Source organism: Ruegeria lacuscaerulensis (genome assembly GCF_013033355.1).
Taxonomy (GTDB): Bacteria; Pseudomonadota; Alphaproteobacteria; order Rhodobacterales; family Rhodobacteraceae; genus Ruegeria; species Ruegeria lacuscaerulensis_A.
The window spans coordinates 358,644-374,691 of sequence record NZ_WQDY01000003.1 but is presented as its reverse complement, the minus strand read 5'-3'; the positions used below and the strand labels follow the sequence as shown (position 1 = coordinate 374,691).

General features: G+C 59.2%; 15 protein-coding genes. 8 read left to right on the top strand and 7 right to left on the bottom strand.

The genetic code is table 11. The features are described 5' to 3' along the window. Positions 1-91 precede the first annotated feature (91 nt). Both GOW48_RS08000 and GOW48_RS07995 read left to right on the top strand, forming a co-directional pair. On the top strand, positions 92-952 hold the full coding sequence (locus GOW48_RS08000; protein ID WP_170724249.1) for a helix-turn-helix domain-containing protein: 861 nt from the start codon (positions 92-94) through the stop codon (positions 950-952). Positions 953-1,023: 71 nt separating this feature from the next. Then, on the top strand, positions 1,024-1,206 hold the full coding sequence (locus tag GOW48_RS07995) for a hypothetical protein (RefSeq protein WP_170354385.1): 183 nt from the start codon (positions 1,024-1,026) through the stop codon (positions 1,204-1,206). On the opposite strand, the gene GOW48_RS07990 is transcribed toward GOW48_RS07995, so the two are convergent. Genes GOW48_RS07990 through GOW48_RS07980 form a run of 3 tightly spaced genes read right to left on the bottom strand, consistent with a single transcriptional unit; the run spans position 1,203 to position 4,404 of the window. Beyond that, on the bottom strand, positions 1,203-1,964 hold the full coding sequence (locus GOW48_RS07990; RefSeq protein WP_170752775.1) for an SDR family oxidoreductase: 762 nt from the start codon (positions 1,962-1,964) through the stop codon (positions 1,203-1,205). The genes GOW48_RS07995 and GOW48_RS07990 overlap by 4 nt on opposite strands. Then, complete coding sequence (locus GOW48_RS07985; protein WP_170752773.1) at positions 1,961-3,442, bottom strand: carnitine 3-dehydrogenase; 1,482 nt, start codon at positions 3,440-3,442, stop codon at positions 1,961-1,963. The genes GOW48_RS07990 and GOW48_RS07985 overlap by 4 nt, the downstream gene beginning before the upstream one ends. 47 nt (positions 3,443-3,489) lie before the next feature. Continuing rightward, positions 3,490-4,404, bottom strand: a complete 915-nt coding sequence (locus GOW48_RS07980; protein WP_170752771.1) for a 3-dehydrocarnitine:acetyl-CoA trimethylamine transferase BcoG — start codon at positions 4,402-4,404, stop codon at positions 3,490-3,492. Between the two features lie 131 nt (positions 4,405-4,535). Here GOW48_RS07980 and GOW48_RS07975 point away from each other — a divergent pair, with 131 nt between their 5' ends. Next, positions 4,536-5,522 (top strand): GlxA family transcriptional regulator, encoded by a 987-nt coding sequence (locus tag GOW48_RS07975; protein WP_170752769.1) that lies wholly within the window; start codon positions 4,536-4,538, stop codon positions 5,520-5,522. 93 nt (positions 5,523-5,615) lie between these two features. Here the strand turns inward: GOW48_RS07975 and GOW48_RS07970 are convergent, their stop codons facing one another. From GOW48_RS07970 to GOW48_RS07960, 3 genes are read right to left on the bottom strand one after another with little or no spacing between them, the layout of a single operon-like run. Then, positions 5,616-6,662, bottom strand: coding sequence for an aldo/keto reductase (locus GOW48_RS07970; protein ID WP_170752767.1), 1,047 nt, complete (start codon positions 6,660-6,662; stop codon positions 5,616-5,618). Between the two features lie 32 nt (positions 6,663-6,694). Further along, entirely contained in the window at positions 6,695-7,153 is a 459-nt protein-coding gene (locus GOW48_RS07965) for a DNA polymerase III subunit chi (RefSeq protein WP_170354391.1), read from the bottom strand. Between the two features lie 4 nt (positions 7,154-7,157). After that, the gene (locus GOW48_RS07960; RefSeq protein WP_170752765.1) at positions 7,158-8,624 is read right to left on the bottom strand and encodes a leucyl aminopeptidase; all 1,467 of its coding nucleotides are present in this window, start codon (positions 8,622-8,624) and stop codon (positions 7,158-7,160) included. A 240-nt stretch (positions 8,625-8,864) separates the two neighbouring features. Here GOW48_RS07960 and lptG point away from each other — a divergent pair, with 240 nt between their 5' ends. The 5 genes from lptG (at position 8,865) to rsmA (ending at position 15,254) form a co-directional block, all read left to right on the top strand. Next, positions 8,865-9,965: an LPS export ABC transporter permease LptG gene (lptG, locus tag GOW48_RS07955; RefSeq protein ID WP_170752763.1), complete on the top strand. Its 1,101-nt coding sequence runs from the start codon at positions 8,865-8,867 to the stop codon at positions 9,963-9,965. After that, positions 9,965-12,127 (top strand): LPS-assembly protein LptD, encoded by a 2,163-nt coding sequence (locus GOW48_RS07950; RefSeq protein ID WP_170752761.1) that lies wholly within the window; start codon positions 9,965-9,967, stop codon positions 12,125-12,127. Before lptG ends, GOW48_RS07950 begins: the two co-directional genes overlap by 1 nt. Next, the gene (locus tag GOW48_RS07945; protein WP_170752759.1) at positions 12,118-13,368 is read left to right on the top strand and encodes a peptidylprolyl isomerase; all 1,251 of its coding nucleotides are present in this window, start codon (positions 12,118-12,120) and stop codon (positions 13,366-13,368) included. The genes GOW48_RS07950 and GOW48_RS07945 overlap by 10 nt, the downstream gene beginning before the upstream one ends. Beyond that, positions 13,365-14,330: a 4-hydroxythreonine-4-phosphate dehydrogenase PdxA gene (pdxA, locus tag GOW48_RS07940; RefSeq protein ID WP_170752756.1), complete on the top strand. Its 966-nt coding sequence runs from the start codon at positions 13,365-13,367 to the stop codon at positions 14,328-14,330. Before GOW48_RS07945 ends, pdxA begins: the two co-directional genes overlap by 4 nt. 81 nt (positions 14,331-14,411) lie before the next feature. Continuing rightward, positions 14,412-15,254, top strand: a complete 843-nt coding sequence (rsmA, locus tag GOW48_RS07935; protein WP_170752754.1) for a 16S rRNA (adenine(1518)-N(6)/adenine(1519)-N(6))-dimethyltransferase RsmA — start codon at positions 14,412-14,414, stop codon at positions 15,252-15,254. Between the two features lie 56 nt (positions 15,255-15,310). Here the strand turns inward: rsmA and GOW48_RS07930 are convergent, their stop codons facing one another. Continuing rightward, positions 15,311-15,880 (bottom strand): DUF4167 domain-containing protein, encoded by a 570-nt coding sequence (locus GOW48_RS07930; RefSeq protein WP_170354398.1) that lies wholly within the window; start codon positions 15,878-15,880, stop codon positions 15,311-15,313. Positions 15,881-16,048: the final 168 nt, after the last annotated feature.

The window sequence follows — 16,048 nt, the reverse complement described above, 5'->3', positions numbered from 1 at the left end:
TTTGTTATGGCTCAAGAATTACGGATCACGTAGGTGATGAACATTCTGAATGTGATTAACAAAATTCATCATTTGTGATAAAACCAAACACATGTCCGAAAATATCGACAAACGAGACCGTGCCGCACAATTCCGCCTCCGCCTTGCCCGCGCGATGGAGGAGCGGCACGTTAGCCAAAGTGCTCTGGCACGAAACATCGGCGTGGATCGCTCGACCGTGTCGCAACTTCTGACCGGCGATGGAGCTCGGTTGCCGAATGCACATGTGGTGGGTGGTTGCGCGTCAGCGCTTGGGGTTTCGGCGGATTGGCTCCTGTCGCTCTCGGACCGACCCGAAAGCGCGGCCGAACTTTTGGCGGGTGCGTTAACCGTGACCGAGGCCGCCCGCGCGTTGGTGGATGAGCGGATTTTCGAATGGCATCAAGAGGCCGCCGGGTACAAAATCCGTTACGTTCCAGCGACTTTGCCGGATATGTTAAAGACTCGCGCCGTTCTGGAATGGGAGTATGCACCACATCTGGGGCGGACGGCAGATCAGGCCATTGGCGCATCTGAAGACCGGTTGACCTGGATGCGCCGGGCGCAATCGGACTACGAAATTGCCATGCCCTTGTTTGAAATCGAAAGCTTCGCATGCGCATCCGGGTACTACCGAGGGCTGGATCTGCAAACACGTCAGGATCAGATCGACCATCTACTTGCTCTGTGCGACCAACTCTATCCCCGCCTGCGCATCTATCTGTTTGATGCAAAAAGGCTTTATTCGGCACCAGTCACGATCTTTGGCCCCTTGCTCTGCGTGTTCTATGCGGGCAGCCACTATATGGCGTTCCGCGACCGCGACCGGATCGAAACGTTCACCCGGCATTTTGACACTCTGGTCCGCGAGGCCGACGTCACCGCGCGGGATTTTCCCGGCCATCTGCGCGCATTACGTGACAGTATGCGTTAAACTCAATCCTGTGCTAACGTCGCTGGGCGCGAACCCTTTCGCAATCCGATTATGAACGGAGGAGCACAGGAATGGACGCAATGCAAACCGCCCAATACGCACGGGCCTTATATTCCGCCCACGGAGACAGAGCCGAGGCTGAAGCCGCGCAGAAGATGCGCGAATGCGAGGCCGCCGGGAATATGCAACAGGCGCAGGATTGGCAGGCGGTCCGTCAGACCATCCGCCAGATTCGCGGCCCCAATCAGGGCTAAATCTTGGGGTCGGGGTTGACGGTATGCCCGTCCACCGCGATCACTTGCCCAGATACCAGCCGCGCCGCGTCTGACGCCAGAAACACGGCCATATCGGCAATGTCGCGCCCCTCGACAAACCGCCCCATCGAGGTGCCTGCGGCATAGCCGTTATATACCTGGTCGCGGGTCATGCCTTTGGCGTTGGCCTCGCGGGCCAGAACGCCCTCCATCCGGGGGCCTTCGACCGCGCCGGGGCAGATCGTGTTGCAACGCACGCCGTGGGGGCCAAGCTCCATCGCCAGCGTTTTGGCCAGCCCGATGACACCCCATTTCGCCGCCGCATAGGGCGCGCGATTGGGATATCCGTATTGCCCGGCCGTAGACGAGGTGATGATGATCGCCCCACTGCCCTGACGCTTGAGGATCGGTGCCGCGTATTTCGCGCATAAAAACGCCCCCTCAAGGTTGACCGCCAGACAGGCACGCCATTCGTCAAGCGCCACATCCTCGACCAACGCCGTCGGCCCGGCGATCCCGGCATTCGCGCAGAGCGTATCCAACCCGCCCCATTGCGCTGCAATCTCGGCGAACAGGTCGGCAACCGAGGGCTCATCCGCCACATCCACCTGCGACCGTTTCCAATGGCTCGGGCAAGCACCTAACGCCTCTGCATCCAGATCGACCACCCAGACCTGCGCGCCAACGGCGTCGAAAGCCTCGGCCATGGCCCGGCCGACGCCCGAGGCCCCGGCCGTGATCAGAACCCGCCCGCTCATGCAGGTTTACGGATCGCCGCCCCCGCGCCTTCGGGATAAGGCAACCCGGCCTGCGCCTCGGCAATACGGGCCATGGCCGCCTCGATCTGCGCTGACGGAGCACTTGGACGGCGAGTGTCCAGACTGACATGCAGCAGAAAGCTCTCACCCGTGGCCAGCAGCTTGTCGCCCTCGTACATGCTGTGGAAAACGTGCAGCTTCTTGCCCTGCCCCAACAGCATTTGCGTGCGCACCTGTATCTTTGCGCCTGCATGCACCTCATCCACATAGCGGATGTGGTTCTCAGCGGTGAAATAGCTGCCACCCGACGCGATATAGTCCGCATCACAACCGATGATCTCCATGAACCGGTCGGTGGCAGCGGCGAAGGCCTCCAGATAGCGCGCCTCATTCATGTGGCCGTTATAGTCCGTCCAATCCAGCGGCACCGCGCGCGACAAGGTCAGGATCGGTTGGCTCAGATCGGCCTCCTCCATCGTCGGCAGCGCACCGGGTTTCAGCATCGCGTCATGCTGGTTCAGCACAGCCCCTGCCCCGTAATCTTGCGCCTTGAGCGCGCGCATCATCCCCACGAGGTTGTTGTCGCGAATCCGCTCCAGTTCGCGGATCGAATGCATCCCCGATTGCGCATCCGACTGATCGGCGATCATATCGACCAGTTCATCAGTGAACTCGGGCACGTCCATCAGCTTGGTCCAGGGCCATTTCAACGCTGGTCCGAACTGCGCCATAAAGTGCCGCATCCCGGCCTCGCCCCCCGCCACGCGGTAGGTCTCGAACAGGCCCATCTGCGCCCAGCGGATGCCGAACCCCATACGGATCGCCTCATCCACCTCTTCGGTGGTGGCGATGCCGTCCCTGACCAGCCACAGCGCCTCGCGCCAGACGGCCTCAAGGAACCGGTCGGCGATATGGGCGTCGATCTCTTTCTTGATGTGCAGCGGGAAGAACCCCACGGATTTCAACAGCCCCTGCGCGCGCTCGACCATGTCGGAAGGGTTCTTGTCCGTCGGCACCAGTTCGATCAGCGGTAGCAGGTACACCGGGTTGAACGGATGCGTCACCACAATCTGTTCAGGCCGCAGCGCGCCCTCCTGCAGTTCCGAAGGCTTGAACCCGCTGGTCGACGAGCCGATGATCGCGCCCGGATCACACGCCTCCTGCAACCCCTTGTAAACCTTCAACTTAAGGTCCAACCGCTCGGGCACACTTTCCTGAATCCACTCCGCGCCCTGCACGGCCTCAACCATATCTTCATGAAAACTCAGAGAACCCTCGGGTGGCAACGGAACATCACTCAGCCCTGGCAACGAACGCCGCGCATTGTCCAGAACCTCCCCAATCTTGCGCTCAGCCTCAGGATCAGGGTCAAAAACCCGAACATCCCACCCGTTCAGTAAAAACCGCGCGGCCCATCCGCCGCCGATCACACCACCACCAATGATTGCCGCTGTTTTCAAGTCGATCCGCCTCTTCATCTGGCTAAAAATACCTCGGGGGTTTGGGGGCTGGCCCCCAATCACGCTTACTTCGCCACCGGCGCGCGCTTGGTCAAACCGAGCTTCTTGCGTACCTCAGCAGGCCCAATGACCTTAGCGCCCATATTTTCAATGATGGTCCCCGCACGCTCGACCAACTGCCAGTTCTCAGCCAGAACACCCTTGTCCAGCCACAGATTGTCTTCCAACCCCACACGCACGTTGCCGCCCGCAAGCACAGTAGCCGCCACATAAGCCATCTGGTTCCGCCCCAAGGAAAACGCACTGAACGTCCAGTCATCAGGCACATTGTTCACCATCGCCATAAAAGTGTTCAGATCATCCGGTGCGCCCCACGGCACCCCCATACACAGCTGAACCAGAGCGTTCGGCTCCAGAATTCCCTCTTTCACCAACTGTTTGGCGAACCACAGATGACCGGTGTCAAAAGCTTCAATCTCGGGCTTCACACCCATATCCGTCATCATCTGCCCCATCGCCCGCAGCGCGCCGGGGGTGTTGGTCATGACATAGTCCGCCTCGGCAAAGTTCATGGTGCCGCAGTCCAGCGTGCATATCTCGGGCAGGCACTCCGCGATATGCGCCACGCGCTCTGACGCACCGATCATGTCGGTGCCCTCAGCCACCGGAAACGGGCTCTCGACGCCACCGAACACGATATCCCCGCCCATCCCGGCGGTCAGGTTCAGCACGACATCCACATCCGCGTCGCGAATCCGATCTGTCACCTCGCGATAAAGGTCCAGCCGACGGCTGGGCGCGCCGGTCTCGGGGTCGCGCACGTGGCAATGTACCACCGCCGCCCCGGCCTTAGCCGCCGCAATCGCGCTGTCGGCAATCTGCTGCGGCGAGCGCGGCACATGCGGGCTGCGATCCTGCGTCCCGCCCGAGCCGGTCACGGCACAGGTGATAAAGACCTCGCGGTTCATTTCCAAAGGCATGGCGTTCTCCCCAGCTTATACCCGGTTTTGCCCTGAGTTTTCCCCAGACTTCTCCCCGGCAATCGATTTGCGTTGCCCGCGAATCTGACGCAGCCTTGGGGAAACACTTGGCAGAATGCGAATCGAACTTGATGAAATCCGCAAAAAACATTCTCCAGCCCGAACATCGCGCCCTGAAAACCGCGGTGCTGGTGCTGGACGACTGCAATACGCTCAGCTTTGCATCCGCTGTAGACCCCATGCGCGCAGCCAATCGTCTGGCCGATCGCCCCGCCTTCGACTGGGATTATGTCACCGCCACGGCACAGCCCGCGATGCTGACCAGCGCCCTGACCGTGCCGGGCATCCCTCTGGCCCGCCTGCAAGGCTGCGACCTGATGATTGTGGTTGCCGGGTTCCAACTGGCACGCCACGCCACCCCTAGCCTGCTGGCTGGGCTACGCCGGATCGCAAACACCGGCGCCACAATGGCCGGCATCGACGGAGGCCCCTGGCTACTGGCCGAAGCTGGCCTGCTGGACGGCCACGCCGCTACAACCCATTGGGAAGACTTGGACAATTTCGCAGCCCGTTTCCCCGAGGTCGACGTGCGCCCGGACCGCTTCACCGTCTCTCAAAACCGCCTAACCTCAGGCGGCGCGATCCCGGCGGTCGAAATGATGCTGCACATCATCGCCGCGCGCCACGGCGCAGGCTTTGCCGCGCGCGTGTCTGGTCTGTTCCTTTATGACGGCGCGCCAGACCCCGCAAAACCACAAAGCCGTACCGGTGCGCCACACCGCCACACGGCCCTTACGGCCAAGGCAAATAGCCTGATGCAATCTGCGCTGGATGACCCGCTGCCGCTGGCCAATATCGCCGAAACACTAGGCACTAGCCCCCGCACCCTGCAGCAACAATTCCGCCTGCGCCTGAACACCACACCGCAGGACCACTACCTGCAGCTGCGCCTGGCCGAGGCCCGCCGTCTGGTCACCGACACAGACATGTCGTTGATGGATGTGGCGCTGGCTACTGGCTTTGGATCACAATCCAGCTTTGCCCGCGCCTTTCGCACCGCCCACGGCCTTTCTGCCCGCGATCTCAGGCAAGAGCGCGCGCACCCCACCCATCACTGACCGGATCCCCCTTCATCTGGCCAAAAATATCTCGGGGGAGTCGCCCGGAACGGGCGGCGGGGGCAGAGCCCCCTATCCACCTCTGGAAAGATTTTAGAACGGCATGGGATGCGCCCGATGCGCATCGCCAATCTCGCGCATCACTTCTTTGGAAAGTTTTAACTCTTTCCCGTGAAGAATATGTGCAAGTTGCTCGACTGTTGTCGCTCCGAATATGGCCGTCATCACAAATGGGCGCGTGCGGCACCAGGCCAATGCCATATGCACCGGGTCCAATCCATGTCTCTCGGCGATGTCCAGATAAGCGCTCACCGCCGTAAAAACCCGATCACGGTGGCGACCGCCCATATCGGGCACGAAGGACATGCGCGAGCCCTCGGGAACTGCGCCCTCTTGATACTTGCCCGTCAGGAACCCTGCCGCCAGAGGCGAAAACGCCATCAATCCAACGTCTTCATGCGCACTCAATTCGGCCATGTCAGTGTCGAAATGCCGACACAGCAATGAATACTCGTTCTGAACCGATGCCACCCGCGGTCCACCGCCTGCCTCGGCCAGACGCAGCCACTGCGCGGTGCCCCATGCACTTTCGTTCGACAGACCAAAAGCGCGAATATTGCCCTTATCAACTTGCGCCTGCAGCGCCTCGAGGCATTCCGACATATTGTCCAACACATCGGCCGTGTTCTTGCCGGACGGAGCGTAGTTCCAGTTCTGGCGGAACATATAGCTGCCCCGGTTCGGCCAGTGGAACTGGTAGAGGTCGATGTAATCGGTCTGCAATCGTCGCAGCGAATTCTCGATGGCTTCGGGGATCGACTGACCGGTGATCGGCGCGCCGTTTCGGACATGGACCATGCCGGCGCCCGAATGCTTGGTCGCCAGAACATAACTCTCACGACGCGCAGCATTGGCTGCGTTCCAGTTGCCAAGGTATTCTTCGGTGCGTCCGATGGTTTCCTTGGCGATGGGGTTGACCGGATACATTTCGGCCGCATCGACAAAATTGATCCCAGCATCCAGCGCCATATCCATCTGGCGATGAGCGTCCGCCTCGGATGTCTGCGATCCAAAAGTCATTGTTCCGAGGCACAGGTCGGTCACCATAACGCCTGTTCGGCCCAAGGGCTTCATTTCCATGTATCGATCTCCTGAAAACTAGCGCAAAAGGCTTAAGCCTCGGCTTTCTTTTCCCAACGGCCCGCTTCCTCGGACCAGTATTGCGCTGAACACCCCGCGCCGGTCAGGGCCTTCCACTGCCCGCGCGCATGCTGAACGGCCTGTTCGTCATTGCCGTCGAACAGTATACAGACCCGTTCCAGAGCGTTCACTTCGTCCGGCCCTACCTGCGCACCGTCCACCGCCATTACGCAGGCCGGGTCATTGGACACATCCGGTCCGGTCGTCAGCAAAATGGGCTGCGCCGCATCGTGCGGCCCACCGGCAAGCCCATGCGGCAGGAACCCGTCATCCGGCCCCAGCCACAGTTTTTCATCCAGCCAGTCCATCCGTGCGGGATCTGTTCCCCGCACGACAATCTTCCACCCGGCCTGCCGGGCCTTGTCCAGCAAAACCGGCAGCGTGTATTCCAGCGGCTGCCGGGTCAGGTGGTAGAAATAGACGGCACCCATCCGATTACTCGAAATTGTCCTGCACAAAACGGCTCAACGCGCGCACGCCCCAGCCAGTTGCACCCTTCGGAGCATAGGACGTCTCGGACGCCACCGAGGCAACACCGGCAATATCCAGGTGAATCCACGGCGTTTCCTCTTTCACGAAACGCTGCAGGAACTGCGCAGCGGTGATCGAGCCCGCAGGCCGCCCGCCTACGTTCTTCATATCAGCGATGCGAGACTTAAGCTGCTTGTCATATGCCGCACCCAATGGCATCCGCCACGCGCCTTCGTCCTCGGCTTTGGCCGATTTCAGGAAGGCATCGCAGAACGTGTCATTGTTCGAGAAGACGCCTGCATTCTCATGCCCCAGACCGATGATGATCGCGCCGGTCAGGGTCGCCAGATCAACCATGCCTACAGGGCTGAACCGCTCCTGCGCGTACCACATCACGTCGCACAGAACCAAACGACCCTCGGCATCTGTGTTGATGATCTCGACCGTATCGCCCTTCATCGACGTGACCACATCGCCGGGACGCGTGGCATTGCCCGAGGGCATATTCTCGACCAGCCCCACCAGCCCGACCACATTGGCCTTGGCCTTGCGCTTGGCCAGCGCGCGCATGGTGCCCGCGACGACACCCGCGCCGCCCATATCCATGGTCATGTCTTCCATGCCACCCGCAGGCTTCAACGAAATTCCGCCGGTATCGAACACAACGCCCTTGCCGACCAGCGCCAGCGGGGCATCGCCCTTGTCGCCACCGTTCCATTGCATCACCACAACCTTCGACGGGCTGACCGAGCCCTGACCGACGCTCAGTAATGTGCGCATTCCCAGCTCTTCCAGTTTGTCTTCTTCCAGAACCTCAACCTCGAGGCCCAGATCCTTCATCTCGGCCAAGCGGTCAGCGAATTCTGTTGTTGTCAGGATATTGGCGGGCTCATTCGTCAGATCACGCGTCATCCGCACGCCGTCGGCAATAGCATAGAGCGGCGCAAAGGCGGCTTCGACCTCGTCAGATTTCTGATGCGCAATAGTGACCGTCGCGGCTGGATCAGAGTCTTTGGTCTTGTGCGCGTCGAACTCATAACTGCGCAGAGCGATACCCATGGCCAGATCCTCGGAGCGAGTCTGGTTGGCCGCCATCACCAGCAGCGCCTTGCCACCGGCCAGTTTCGCAAGCGCGACACCAGCCTTGCGGGCCTCGGCCACATCCGGGCGGCGCGGCAGGATCAGAATATCCAGCGCCTCGGCCGCCATGCCACCGGGCCATGCCAACGTGATCACCTCGCCCGATTTCACCTTTTCGAACTGTTCGCTTTCGACCAGCCGCGCGACAGCACCGCGGGTCAGGCGATTGGCCCGGCGCGCGGCAGGACCCATTTTGCCTTCGTCAGAAATAATGATCGCGACTCGGCCCTCGGCTTGCGCCATCATGTCCACGTCAAAAGTCTGAAACTGGATCGGGATTAGACTGCTCATTGGGAACTCCTGAAAATCTGTGACCCAAGACCTAGCCCGCCCCGATCAACTTGACCAGATAGCAGTTTTCCCCGCACTTCAATTGCAGTACAGTCCAGAAAAAATTCCGGCAGGTTCGGGGGAGAACAAAGTGGCAAGACAGGGCAGGCATATGCCGTCGCGGCAAGGCGCGAACGGTTGTGATTCTGACCTGAGGGCTAGTTGTTTTTTCGCGTTAGCAGGAATGGCGAGGGTTCTGCCGTGATCCTCGACCGATACTTTGCCCGCCGCTTCTTGCAGAACTTTATGGTGATCGGCGGCATTTTCCTGACGTTGCTGATTCTGATCGACCTGATCGAACAGGCCCGCCGGTTCGACGACGAAAACCTTTCATTCGGGCGCTTGCTGCATCTGACCTTGCTGAACACACCAGCTGCGATCAGCGAAATGCTGCCCTTGCTGGTTATCCTTGCAACGATCGCTCTGTTCGTTGGGCTGGCGCGCAGTTCTGAACTGGTCGTTACCCGCGCAATTGGTCGCTCAGGCATACGGTCTTTATTAGCTCCAGTCGCACTGGCCCTATTGATCGGAGCCATGGCCGTAGCTCTGCTGAACCCGATCTCCGCGGCGACATCCGAGGAATACAATCGCCTGTCCGACTCTTACCGCAACAACGGCACGTCAGCGTTTTCGATCAGCAGCGAGGGCTTGTGGCTACGCCAGGGATCACAGAACGGTCAGTCCGTAATTCACGCCAAAGGTACGTCCAACGGTGAAACACTGAAGCTAAATAACGTGACGATCATCACTTTCTCACAGGAAGGAACCCCGACCCAGCAAGTCTCGGCCGACAATGCCGAGCTGAGGCCGGGCAAATGGGTATTGGACAATGCCAAGGTCTGGTCCCTCGAGGAAGACACAAACCCCGAGAGTAACTCGGTCGTTCACGAACAACTCGAGGTTCCGACGTCGCTTACGCGGCAGCGCATTCTCGACACATTGGGGCAGCAGGGATCCGTTTCGGTTTATGATCTGCCCGAGCTGATCCGGGATCTGCGCGAGGCCGGGTTTTCAACCAAGCAATATGAAGTCTGGTTGCAAGTGCAACTGGCGCGGCCCTTCTTTCTGGTTTCGATGGTTCTTATCGGCGCGGCCTTCACCATGCGCCATGTAAGATTCGGCGGCACGGGAATTGCGGTTCTGTCTGCAGTTCTTCTGGGATTCGCGATTTATTTCGTGCGCAACTTTGCCCAAATTTTAGGGGAAAACGGTCAATTGCCTATTATCGTCGCGGCCTGGGCTCCGCCTTTCGCTGCTATACTGTTGTCGCTTGGTCTCTTGCTTCACGCGGAGGACGGCTGATGCGGTTGCTTCCCAGCCTTCTGTTGTCGGCAGCCATTGCGATCACCTTGCCCGCGACGATCTACGCACAATCCCCAACAGGTGTGAACGCGCCTACGGACGCCACGCAGGAAGAGCAGCCAGCCCTGCTGGTTGCGGACAGGATTTTCATCACGCCCGAACGGGTTCTGGTCGCCGAAGGTAATGTCGAGGCATTTCAAGGCGATGCAAAAATTACCGCTGAACGGGTCACATATGACCGGGACACCGGGCAACTCACCCTAGATGGCCCCGTGCGCATTGATCAGGGCGGCTCTACCACGATTCTGGCGGATTCGGCTGAACTGGACGACGGTATTCAGAACGGCTTGCTGATCGGTGCGCGGATGGTGTTTGACCAACAGGTCCAAGTCGCATCGGTTCAAGCTACGCGCGCAGGTGGCAGATACACACAGTTCAGCAAGGTATCGGCCACGTCATGTCATGTTTGTTCTGATGGCCGACCGCCTTTATGGCAAATCAGGGCCCGCAAGGTCACCCACGATCAGCTTGAACGACAACTGTATTTCGAAGGCGCACAATTCCGAATTCTGGACCTGCCGGTCTTCTATTTCCCTTATTTGCGTCTGCCTGACCCCACTCTGGACCGGGCGACTGGTTTCCTGGTGCCTTCGATTCGCACAACGTCGCAGTTGGGCACGGGGGTTCAGGTTCCATATTTCTTCAAGCTGGGAGAACACAAAGACCTGACATTGACACCCTATCTGTCCTCAAAAACTCGGACGCTGGGGTATCGATATCGTCAGGCGTTCAAGCGTGGGCGACTTCGCTTGTTGGGCGCACACACCCGTGACGATCTTCAGCCCGGAGAGGATCGGGGTTACTTCTTCGCAGATGGCTTTTTCAATCTGAATGACGGCTATCGGTTCACGTTCAACATTAAAACCACGTCCGATGACGCCTACCTGGCCGATTATGGCCTGCCCGATTTCGACCGCCTGCGCAGCGAAGTTGCGCTGGAGCGGATAAAACGCGACACCGCCTTCCGCACCAGCTTTATCCACTACAAAACCTTGCGCGACAGCGAAGATCAGGACGAAATTCCATCTCGTGTATTCGATCTGTACTATCAGAAACGCCACTTTCCGACGTCGATCGGCGGCGAAACACGGCTGAGTTTCATTACACACGCCCATGAACGCACAAGTGACGAGGACGTCGTTGGTCGCGATGTGGCCCGAGCAACCTTTGACGCGGAATGGCTACGCAGTTGGATCTTCACCTCGGGTCTGCGTGCGGACGCACGGTTCGGGGCCTCGATTGACACGTTCAACATCCGCCACGACAGCAATTTCCCTGATCAAGAAACCCGCACCACCCCCCGGGCGGCGTTGACCCTGCGCTATCCCATGGCACGGCGCGAGCAATCCGGGGCTACGCAGGTGCTGGAGCCAATTGCTCAGATCGGTTGGACGCAAGTCTCGACCAATGATGTGCCAATCGACGAAAGTACGTTTCAGGAATTCGATCAGGGCAACTTGCTGTCGCTGTCCCGTTTTCCAGCCCCGGATCGACGCGAAGATGGGGCAACCGGCGTCATTGGTGTCAACTGGGCGCGCTACGGAGCGAACGGACGCCGGGCTTTGGCCACAGTCGGGCAAGTGTTTCGCGCAGATCCCGACCCAGAGTTCAATCTGACATCGGGACTGCAGGGAACATCGTCGGATCTGCTGCTTGCAGGTCAATTGCAAACCGCAAATGGGTGGTCACTTGCAGGCCGCGGCTTGCTGAACGGAGATTTCAGTTTTGCCAAAGCCGAAATGCGCGCGGCCTGGCAGCAAAAAACCGTTAGGTTGTCGGGCAGCTATATCTGGCAGGAGCCAGACCCAGACGAGAACGTGGACGATGAAATATCCGAAATTCGATTGGATGGACGCTATAGGGTCGACCAGAACTGGCTAACCCAAGCCGTCGCCCGTTACGATCTGAGCGAGTCTGAACCCATTCGGTATGGCTTGGGTGTTACGTACCAGAATGAGTGCGTGCAGGTTAACATGACCGTCAGCAGACGTTTTACTTCGTCATCTAGTATTGAGCCTTCCACTGAATTCGGCTTTACGGTAGCCCTGACGGGATACTCCGTTGAAGGTGGTGGCCAAGAGTTCAAGAGAAGATGCAGTTGATTTCAGGTTTCTCCAATCTCATCCGATCCGCTGTGATCAGGCCAGTCGCATATGTTGCGGTCGTATCTTTGTGTCTGAGCGTGTCGCCGGGCCTGGCCCAGAGCCTGTTTTCCCCAGCCATCAAGGTCAATCAGGATATCGTCACATGGTACGAACTTGAGCAGCGCCAGCAGTTTTTGACCGTACTTGGCGCGCCCGGAGCGTCGGACGCCGAGGTGCGCCAAGCCCTGATCGACGATCGTCTGCGTAAACAAGCCATGAGCGCAGCTGGGATATCTGCCAGCCCCGAGGCCGTTCAGCTGGGCATTGACGAATTTGCTGCCCGCGGTCGCTTGTCGACGGATGAGTTCCTTCAGCTTCTGTCCGAGGCAGGTGTTTCGCGCGAGACCGTCCGCGATTTTGTGGCCGACCAACTGTCGTGGCGCGACTTTATCAGCGCGAGATTCCTGTCGCAGGCGCGCCCATCAGAAGACGAGGTCAACCGCGCTCTTGGTCAATCGGGCAGTGGCGGGCTACAAGTTCTGCTGTCCGAAGTCATCATTCCCGTAAATCAGCAAACGGTTGCACAGGTCGAATTGTTGGCTGAAGAGATCGCGCTTCTTGAAGGATTCGATGCGTTCTCGGCAGCTGCGACGCAGTATTCTGCGGCAGGTACCCGGACCAACGGGGGGCGGTTGGACTGGCTGAACCTGACCGACCTGCCACCCGCCCTGCAACCGGTCATCATTGGTCTGAAGAATGGCGAAATAACGCAACCCATTTCTTTGCCGAACGCAGTCGCTCTGTTTCAGCTTCGGGGCCTACGCGAACTTGCGTCGGGTACTCCGACCTATTCAAAAATCGACTACGCGATCTACAACCTTCCCGGTGGCCGCAGCGCGGAAACATTGGCCCGTGCTGCCGATCTGCGCGAAGAGGTTGATAATTGCGATGATCTCTATGGCCTTGCAAAAGACCAACCGGAAAACGTTCTGCAACGGATTGAAGCCAGCCCGTCGGAAATCCCTCGCGATGTCGCACTTGAATTATCGAAACTGGACTTGAACGAGGTCTCGACCGCGTTGACCGGCAACAATGGCCAGACGCTGAAATTCCTGATGCTGTGCACACGTACTCTGGACCGGGGCGAGGAAACTTCGCGCGCGGATGTCGCCAATGCTCTGACCCAGCAACGTCTGACTGCCTTTGCCGAAAGCCTACTCGAGCAATTGCGTGCGGACGCAACGATCATCGAGCAATGATAGCCCCAATCGCGCTGAGTTGTGGTGATCCCGCAGGCATAGGCCCAGAGATCGCCGCAAAAGCCTGGGCAGAGCTACGCGGAACATGCCCCTTTGTCTACATTGGAGATGCCAACCATCTTCCTGCCGGTACGCCCATTCAGAGGATCACAGATTTTTCTGAGGCGACCGCGATCTGCGCGACGGCCCTGCCTGTGCTGCACCTTGATTTTCCGTCTGCCAACACACCAGGCCAACCCGTTGCGGCCAACGCGCCCAGCGTCATCGACGCGATCGAACTCGGCGTATCTATGGTTCAGTCCGGTCGAGCCGCAGCGCTTTGTACGGCACCGATCCATAAAAAGGCCCTGATGGAAGGCGCGGACTTTGCTTACCCCGGACATACCGAGTTTCTTGCAGCCCTCGCAGGACAGCAACGTGTCGTGATGATGCTGGCCAGCGACCAACTTAGAGTGGTGCCTGCCACGATCCACATTCCTCTGTCCCGCGTTCCTGCCGCTCTGACACCAGATCTTTTGCGCGAAACGATCGAGATCACAGCCCAAGGTTTGCGTACACAATTCGGCATTTCAAAACCTCGCATCAGTGTGGCTGGCTTGAATCCACATGCAGGCGAAGGCGGCAAAATGGGACATGAGGAGCTTGACTGGATCGCGCCGCTGATCCAAGCCTTGCCGCAAGATGACTACACGGTCACCGGCCCGCATCCTGCAGACACGATGTTTCACGCAGCGGCCCGCGCCAGGTACGACGCAGCAGTTGCGATGTATCATGATCAGGCGCTTATCCCGATCAAGACCCTCGATTTCGACATGGGTGTGAATGTCACGCTGGGATTGCCCTTCATACGCACCTCGCCGGATCACGGCACGGCGCTGGATATTGCCGGAAAAGGCATTGCCAACCCATCCAGTATGATCGAAGCCCTTAAACTGGCCCAACGCATGGCAAAAAGCGCTTGATCCTTCACCTGGCTAAAAATATCCCCGCCAGAGGCAAAAAAACTGGCGCTTTACCTCAGCCCGCGCCACGGTAATCGGATCATGAGCGCAATCGACACACTCCCCCCCCTGCGCGAGGTCATCGCGGCGTACCAACTTTCGGCCCGCAAGTCGTTGGGGCAGAACTTCCTGCTGGATCTCAACCTGACGGCAAAAATCGCGCGGCAGGCCGGTGATCTCAGCGCCTGTGACGTTCTCGAAATCGGCCCCGGCCCCGGCGGTTTGACCCGCGGGCTTTTATCAGAGGGCGCGCGCAAGGTTGTGGCAGTTGAAAAAGACACGCGCTGTATCGCAGCTTTGAACGAGATTGCTGCCGCCTACCCCGGTCGACTGGAAATCATCAATGGTGATGCGCTGGAAATCGACCCCATGGCGCATCTCACCCCGCCGATTCGAGTTGCAGCCAACTTGCCGTACAACGTCGGTACCGAGCTGCTGGTCCGCTGGCTGACCCCTCCTGAGTGGCCGCCATTCTGGCAAAGCCTGACTCTGATGTTTCAGCGCGAAGTGGCCGAGCGTATAGTTGCCCGACCCGGCAGCAAGGCGTATGGCCGATTGGCCATCCTGGCGCAATGGCGGGCGGATGCGCGTATCGCCATGTCTTTACCGCCTGGGGCTTTCACCCCGCCGCCGAAAGTATCAAGCGCCGTTGTCCATCTGACCGCCTTGCCCGAACCTCGGCATCCCGCGGATGCTGCAACCCTGTCGCGTGTCGTCGCCGCCGCATTCAACCAACGCCGCAAGATGCTGCGCGCTTCATTGAAAGGGGTCGCTTCCGATATCGAAGACCGCCTATTGGCCGCCGGCATTCAACCAACCGAGCGGGCAGAACAAGTCCCGCTAGAAGCCTTCTGCGCACTGGCGCGCCAAATCCGCGCGGGCTGAAAACAAAAAAGCCCCGGTCACTTGACCAGGGCTTTCCATTCCATATCTAACGCGGCCTACTCGGCCGCCTCAGGTGCATCACCCTTATCGGCAGTAGCCTCTTCAGCGGCAGGTGCTGGTTTGGGCTTTCGGGCACGCGGTTTGCGGGCAGGCTTTTCTTTCTTTTCGGGAACATCAGACCCCTTGGCCTCGGGCGTTTCCACCAAACCGGATTCCGGGGCCGCTTCGGCGTTGAAATCCATGACGTCTGGTTGCGGTGCTTCGGCCGGATCGGCCTGGCGGGCCGCTTCACGTTCCTGACGCTCCGCGCGTTCTCGGTCGCGTTCGGCCTGCCGTTCGCGGTTCTGGCGTTCCTGTTCTTCCCGACGTGCCTCCATTTCACGCTGCGCTTCGCTCAGCAAACGCAGGTAATGTTCGGCGTGTTGCTGAAAGTTCTCAGCAGCCACACGGTCGTTGGACAGCTGCGCGTCGCGGGCAAGCTGGTTGTACTTGTCAATGATCTGCTGGGGCGTGCCGCGCACCTTGCCTTCCGGCCCCGAGCTGTCAAAGACCCGGTTTACAACGTTGCCGCCAGAAGGACGATTGCGGTTATTCTTGGCCCGCGAGCGGGATTTGGAAGATCTCATCTACTTTCGTCAGCCTTATCATTCACTGTCGATCACGTCGCATCTTGCATTGCTCAAAGGCTTTAGCCGGAACGCGATGTCGACTTTTTTGGGCTTGGCGTCAGGGGTGCGCTGCAATAGCGTCAACCTCTCCGACTAATCCTGAGTAAACATGTCCTGCGCGTTCAG

Excerpts from the sequence above, each read along its gene's own strand:
- GOW48_RS07985 (WP_170752773.1), bottom strand. The coding sequence starts at position 3,442 with ATGAAGAGGCGGATCGACTTGAAAACAGCGGCAATCATTGGTGGTGGT.
- GOW48_RS07950 (WP_170752761.1), top strand. The coding sequence starts at position 9,965 with ATGCGGTTGCTTCCCAGCCTTCTGTTGTCGGCAGCCATTGCGATCACC.
- GOW48_RS07965 (WP_170354391.1), bottom strand. The coding sequence starts at position 7,153 with ATGGGTGCCGTCTATTTCTACCACCTGACCCGGCAGCCGCTGGAATAC.
- pdxA (WP_170752756.1), top strand. The coding sequence starts at position 13,365 with ATGATAGCCCCAATCGCGCTGAGTTGTGGTGATCCCGCAGGCATAGGC.
- GOW48_RS07990 (WP_170752775.1), bottom strand. The coding sequence starts at position 1,964 with ATGAGCGGGCGGGTTCTGATCACGGCCGGGGCCTCGGGCGTCGGCCGG.
- GOW48_RS07970 (WP_170752767.1), bottom strand. The coding sequence starts at position 6,662 with ATGGAAATGAAGCCCTTGGGCCGAACAGGCGTTATGGTGACCGACCTG.
- GOW48_RS07980 (WP_170752771.1), bottom strand. The coding sequence starts at position 4,404 with ATGCCTTTGGAAATGAACCGCGAGGTCTTTATCACCTGTGCCGTGACC.
- GOW48_RS07995 (WP_170354385.1), top strand. The coding sequence starts at position 1,024 with ATGGACGCAATGCAAACCGCCCAATACGCACGGGCCTTATATTCCGCC.
- GOW48_RS07945 (WP_170752759.1), top strand. The coding sequence starts at position 12,118 with ATGCAGTTGATTTCAGGTTTCTCCAATCTCATCCGATCCGCTGTGATC.
- GOW48_RS08000 (WP_170724249.1), top strand. The coding sequence starts at position 92 with ATGTCCGAAAATATCGACAAACGAGACCGTGCCGCACAATTCCGCCTC.
- rsmA (WP_170752754.1), top strand. The coding sequence starts at position 14,412 with ATGAGCGCAATCGACACACTCCCCCCCCTGCGCGAGGTCATCGCGGCG.
- GOW48_RS07930 (WP_170354398.1), bottom strand. The coding sequence starts at position 15,880 with ATGAGATCTTCCAAATCCCGCTCGCGGGCCAAGAATAACCGCAATCGT.
- GOW48_RS07960 (WP_170752765.1), bottom strand. The coding sequence starts at position 8,624 with ATGAGCAGTCTAATCCCGATCCAGTTTCAGACTTTTGACGTGGACATG.
- GOW48_RS07975 (WP_170752769.1), top strand. The coding sequence starts at position 4,536 with ATGAAATCCGCAAAAAACATTCTCCAGCCCGAACATCGCGCCCTGAAA.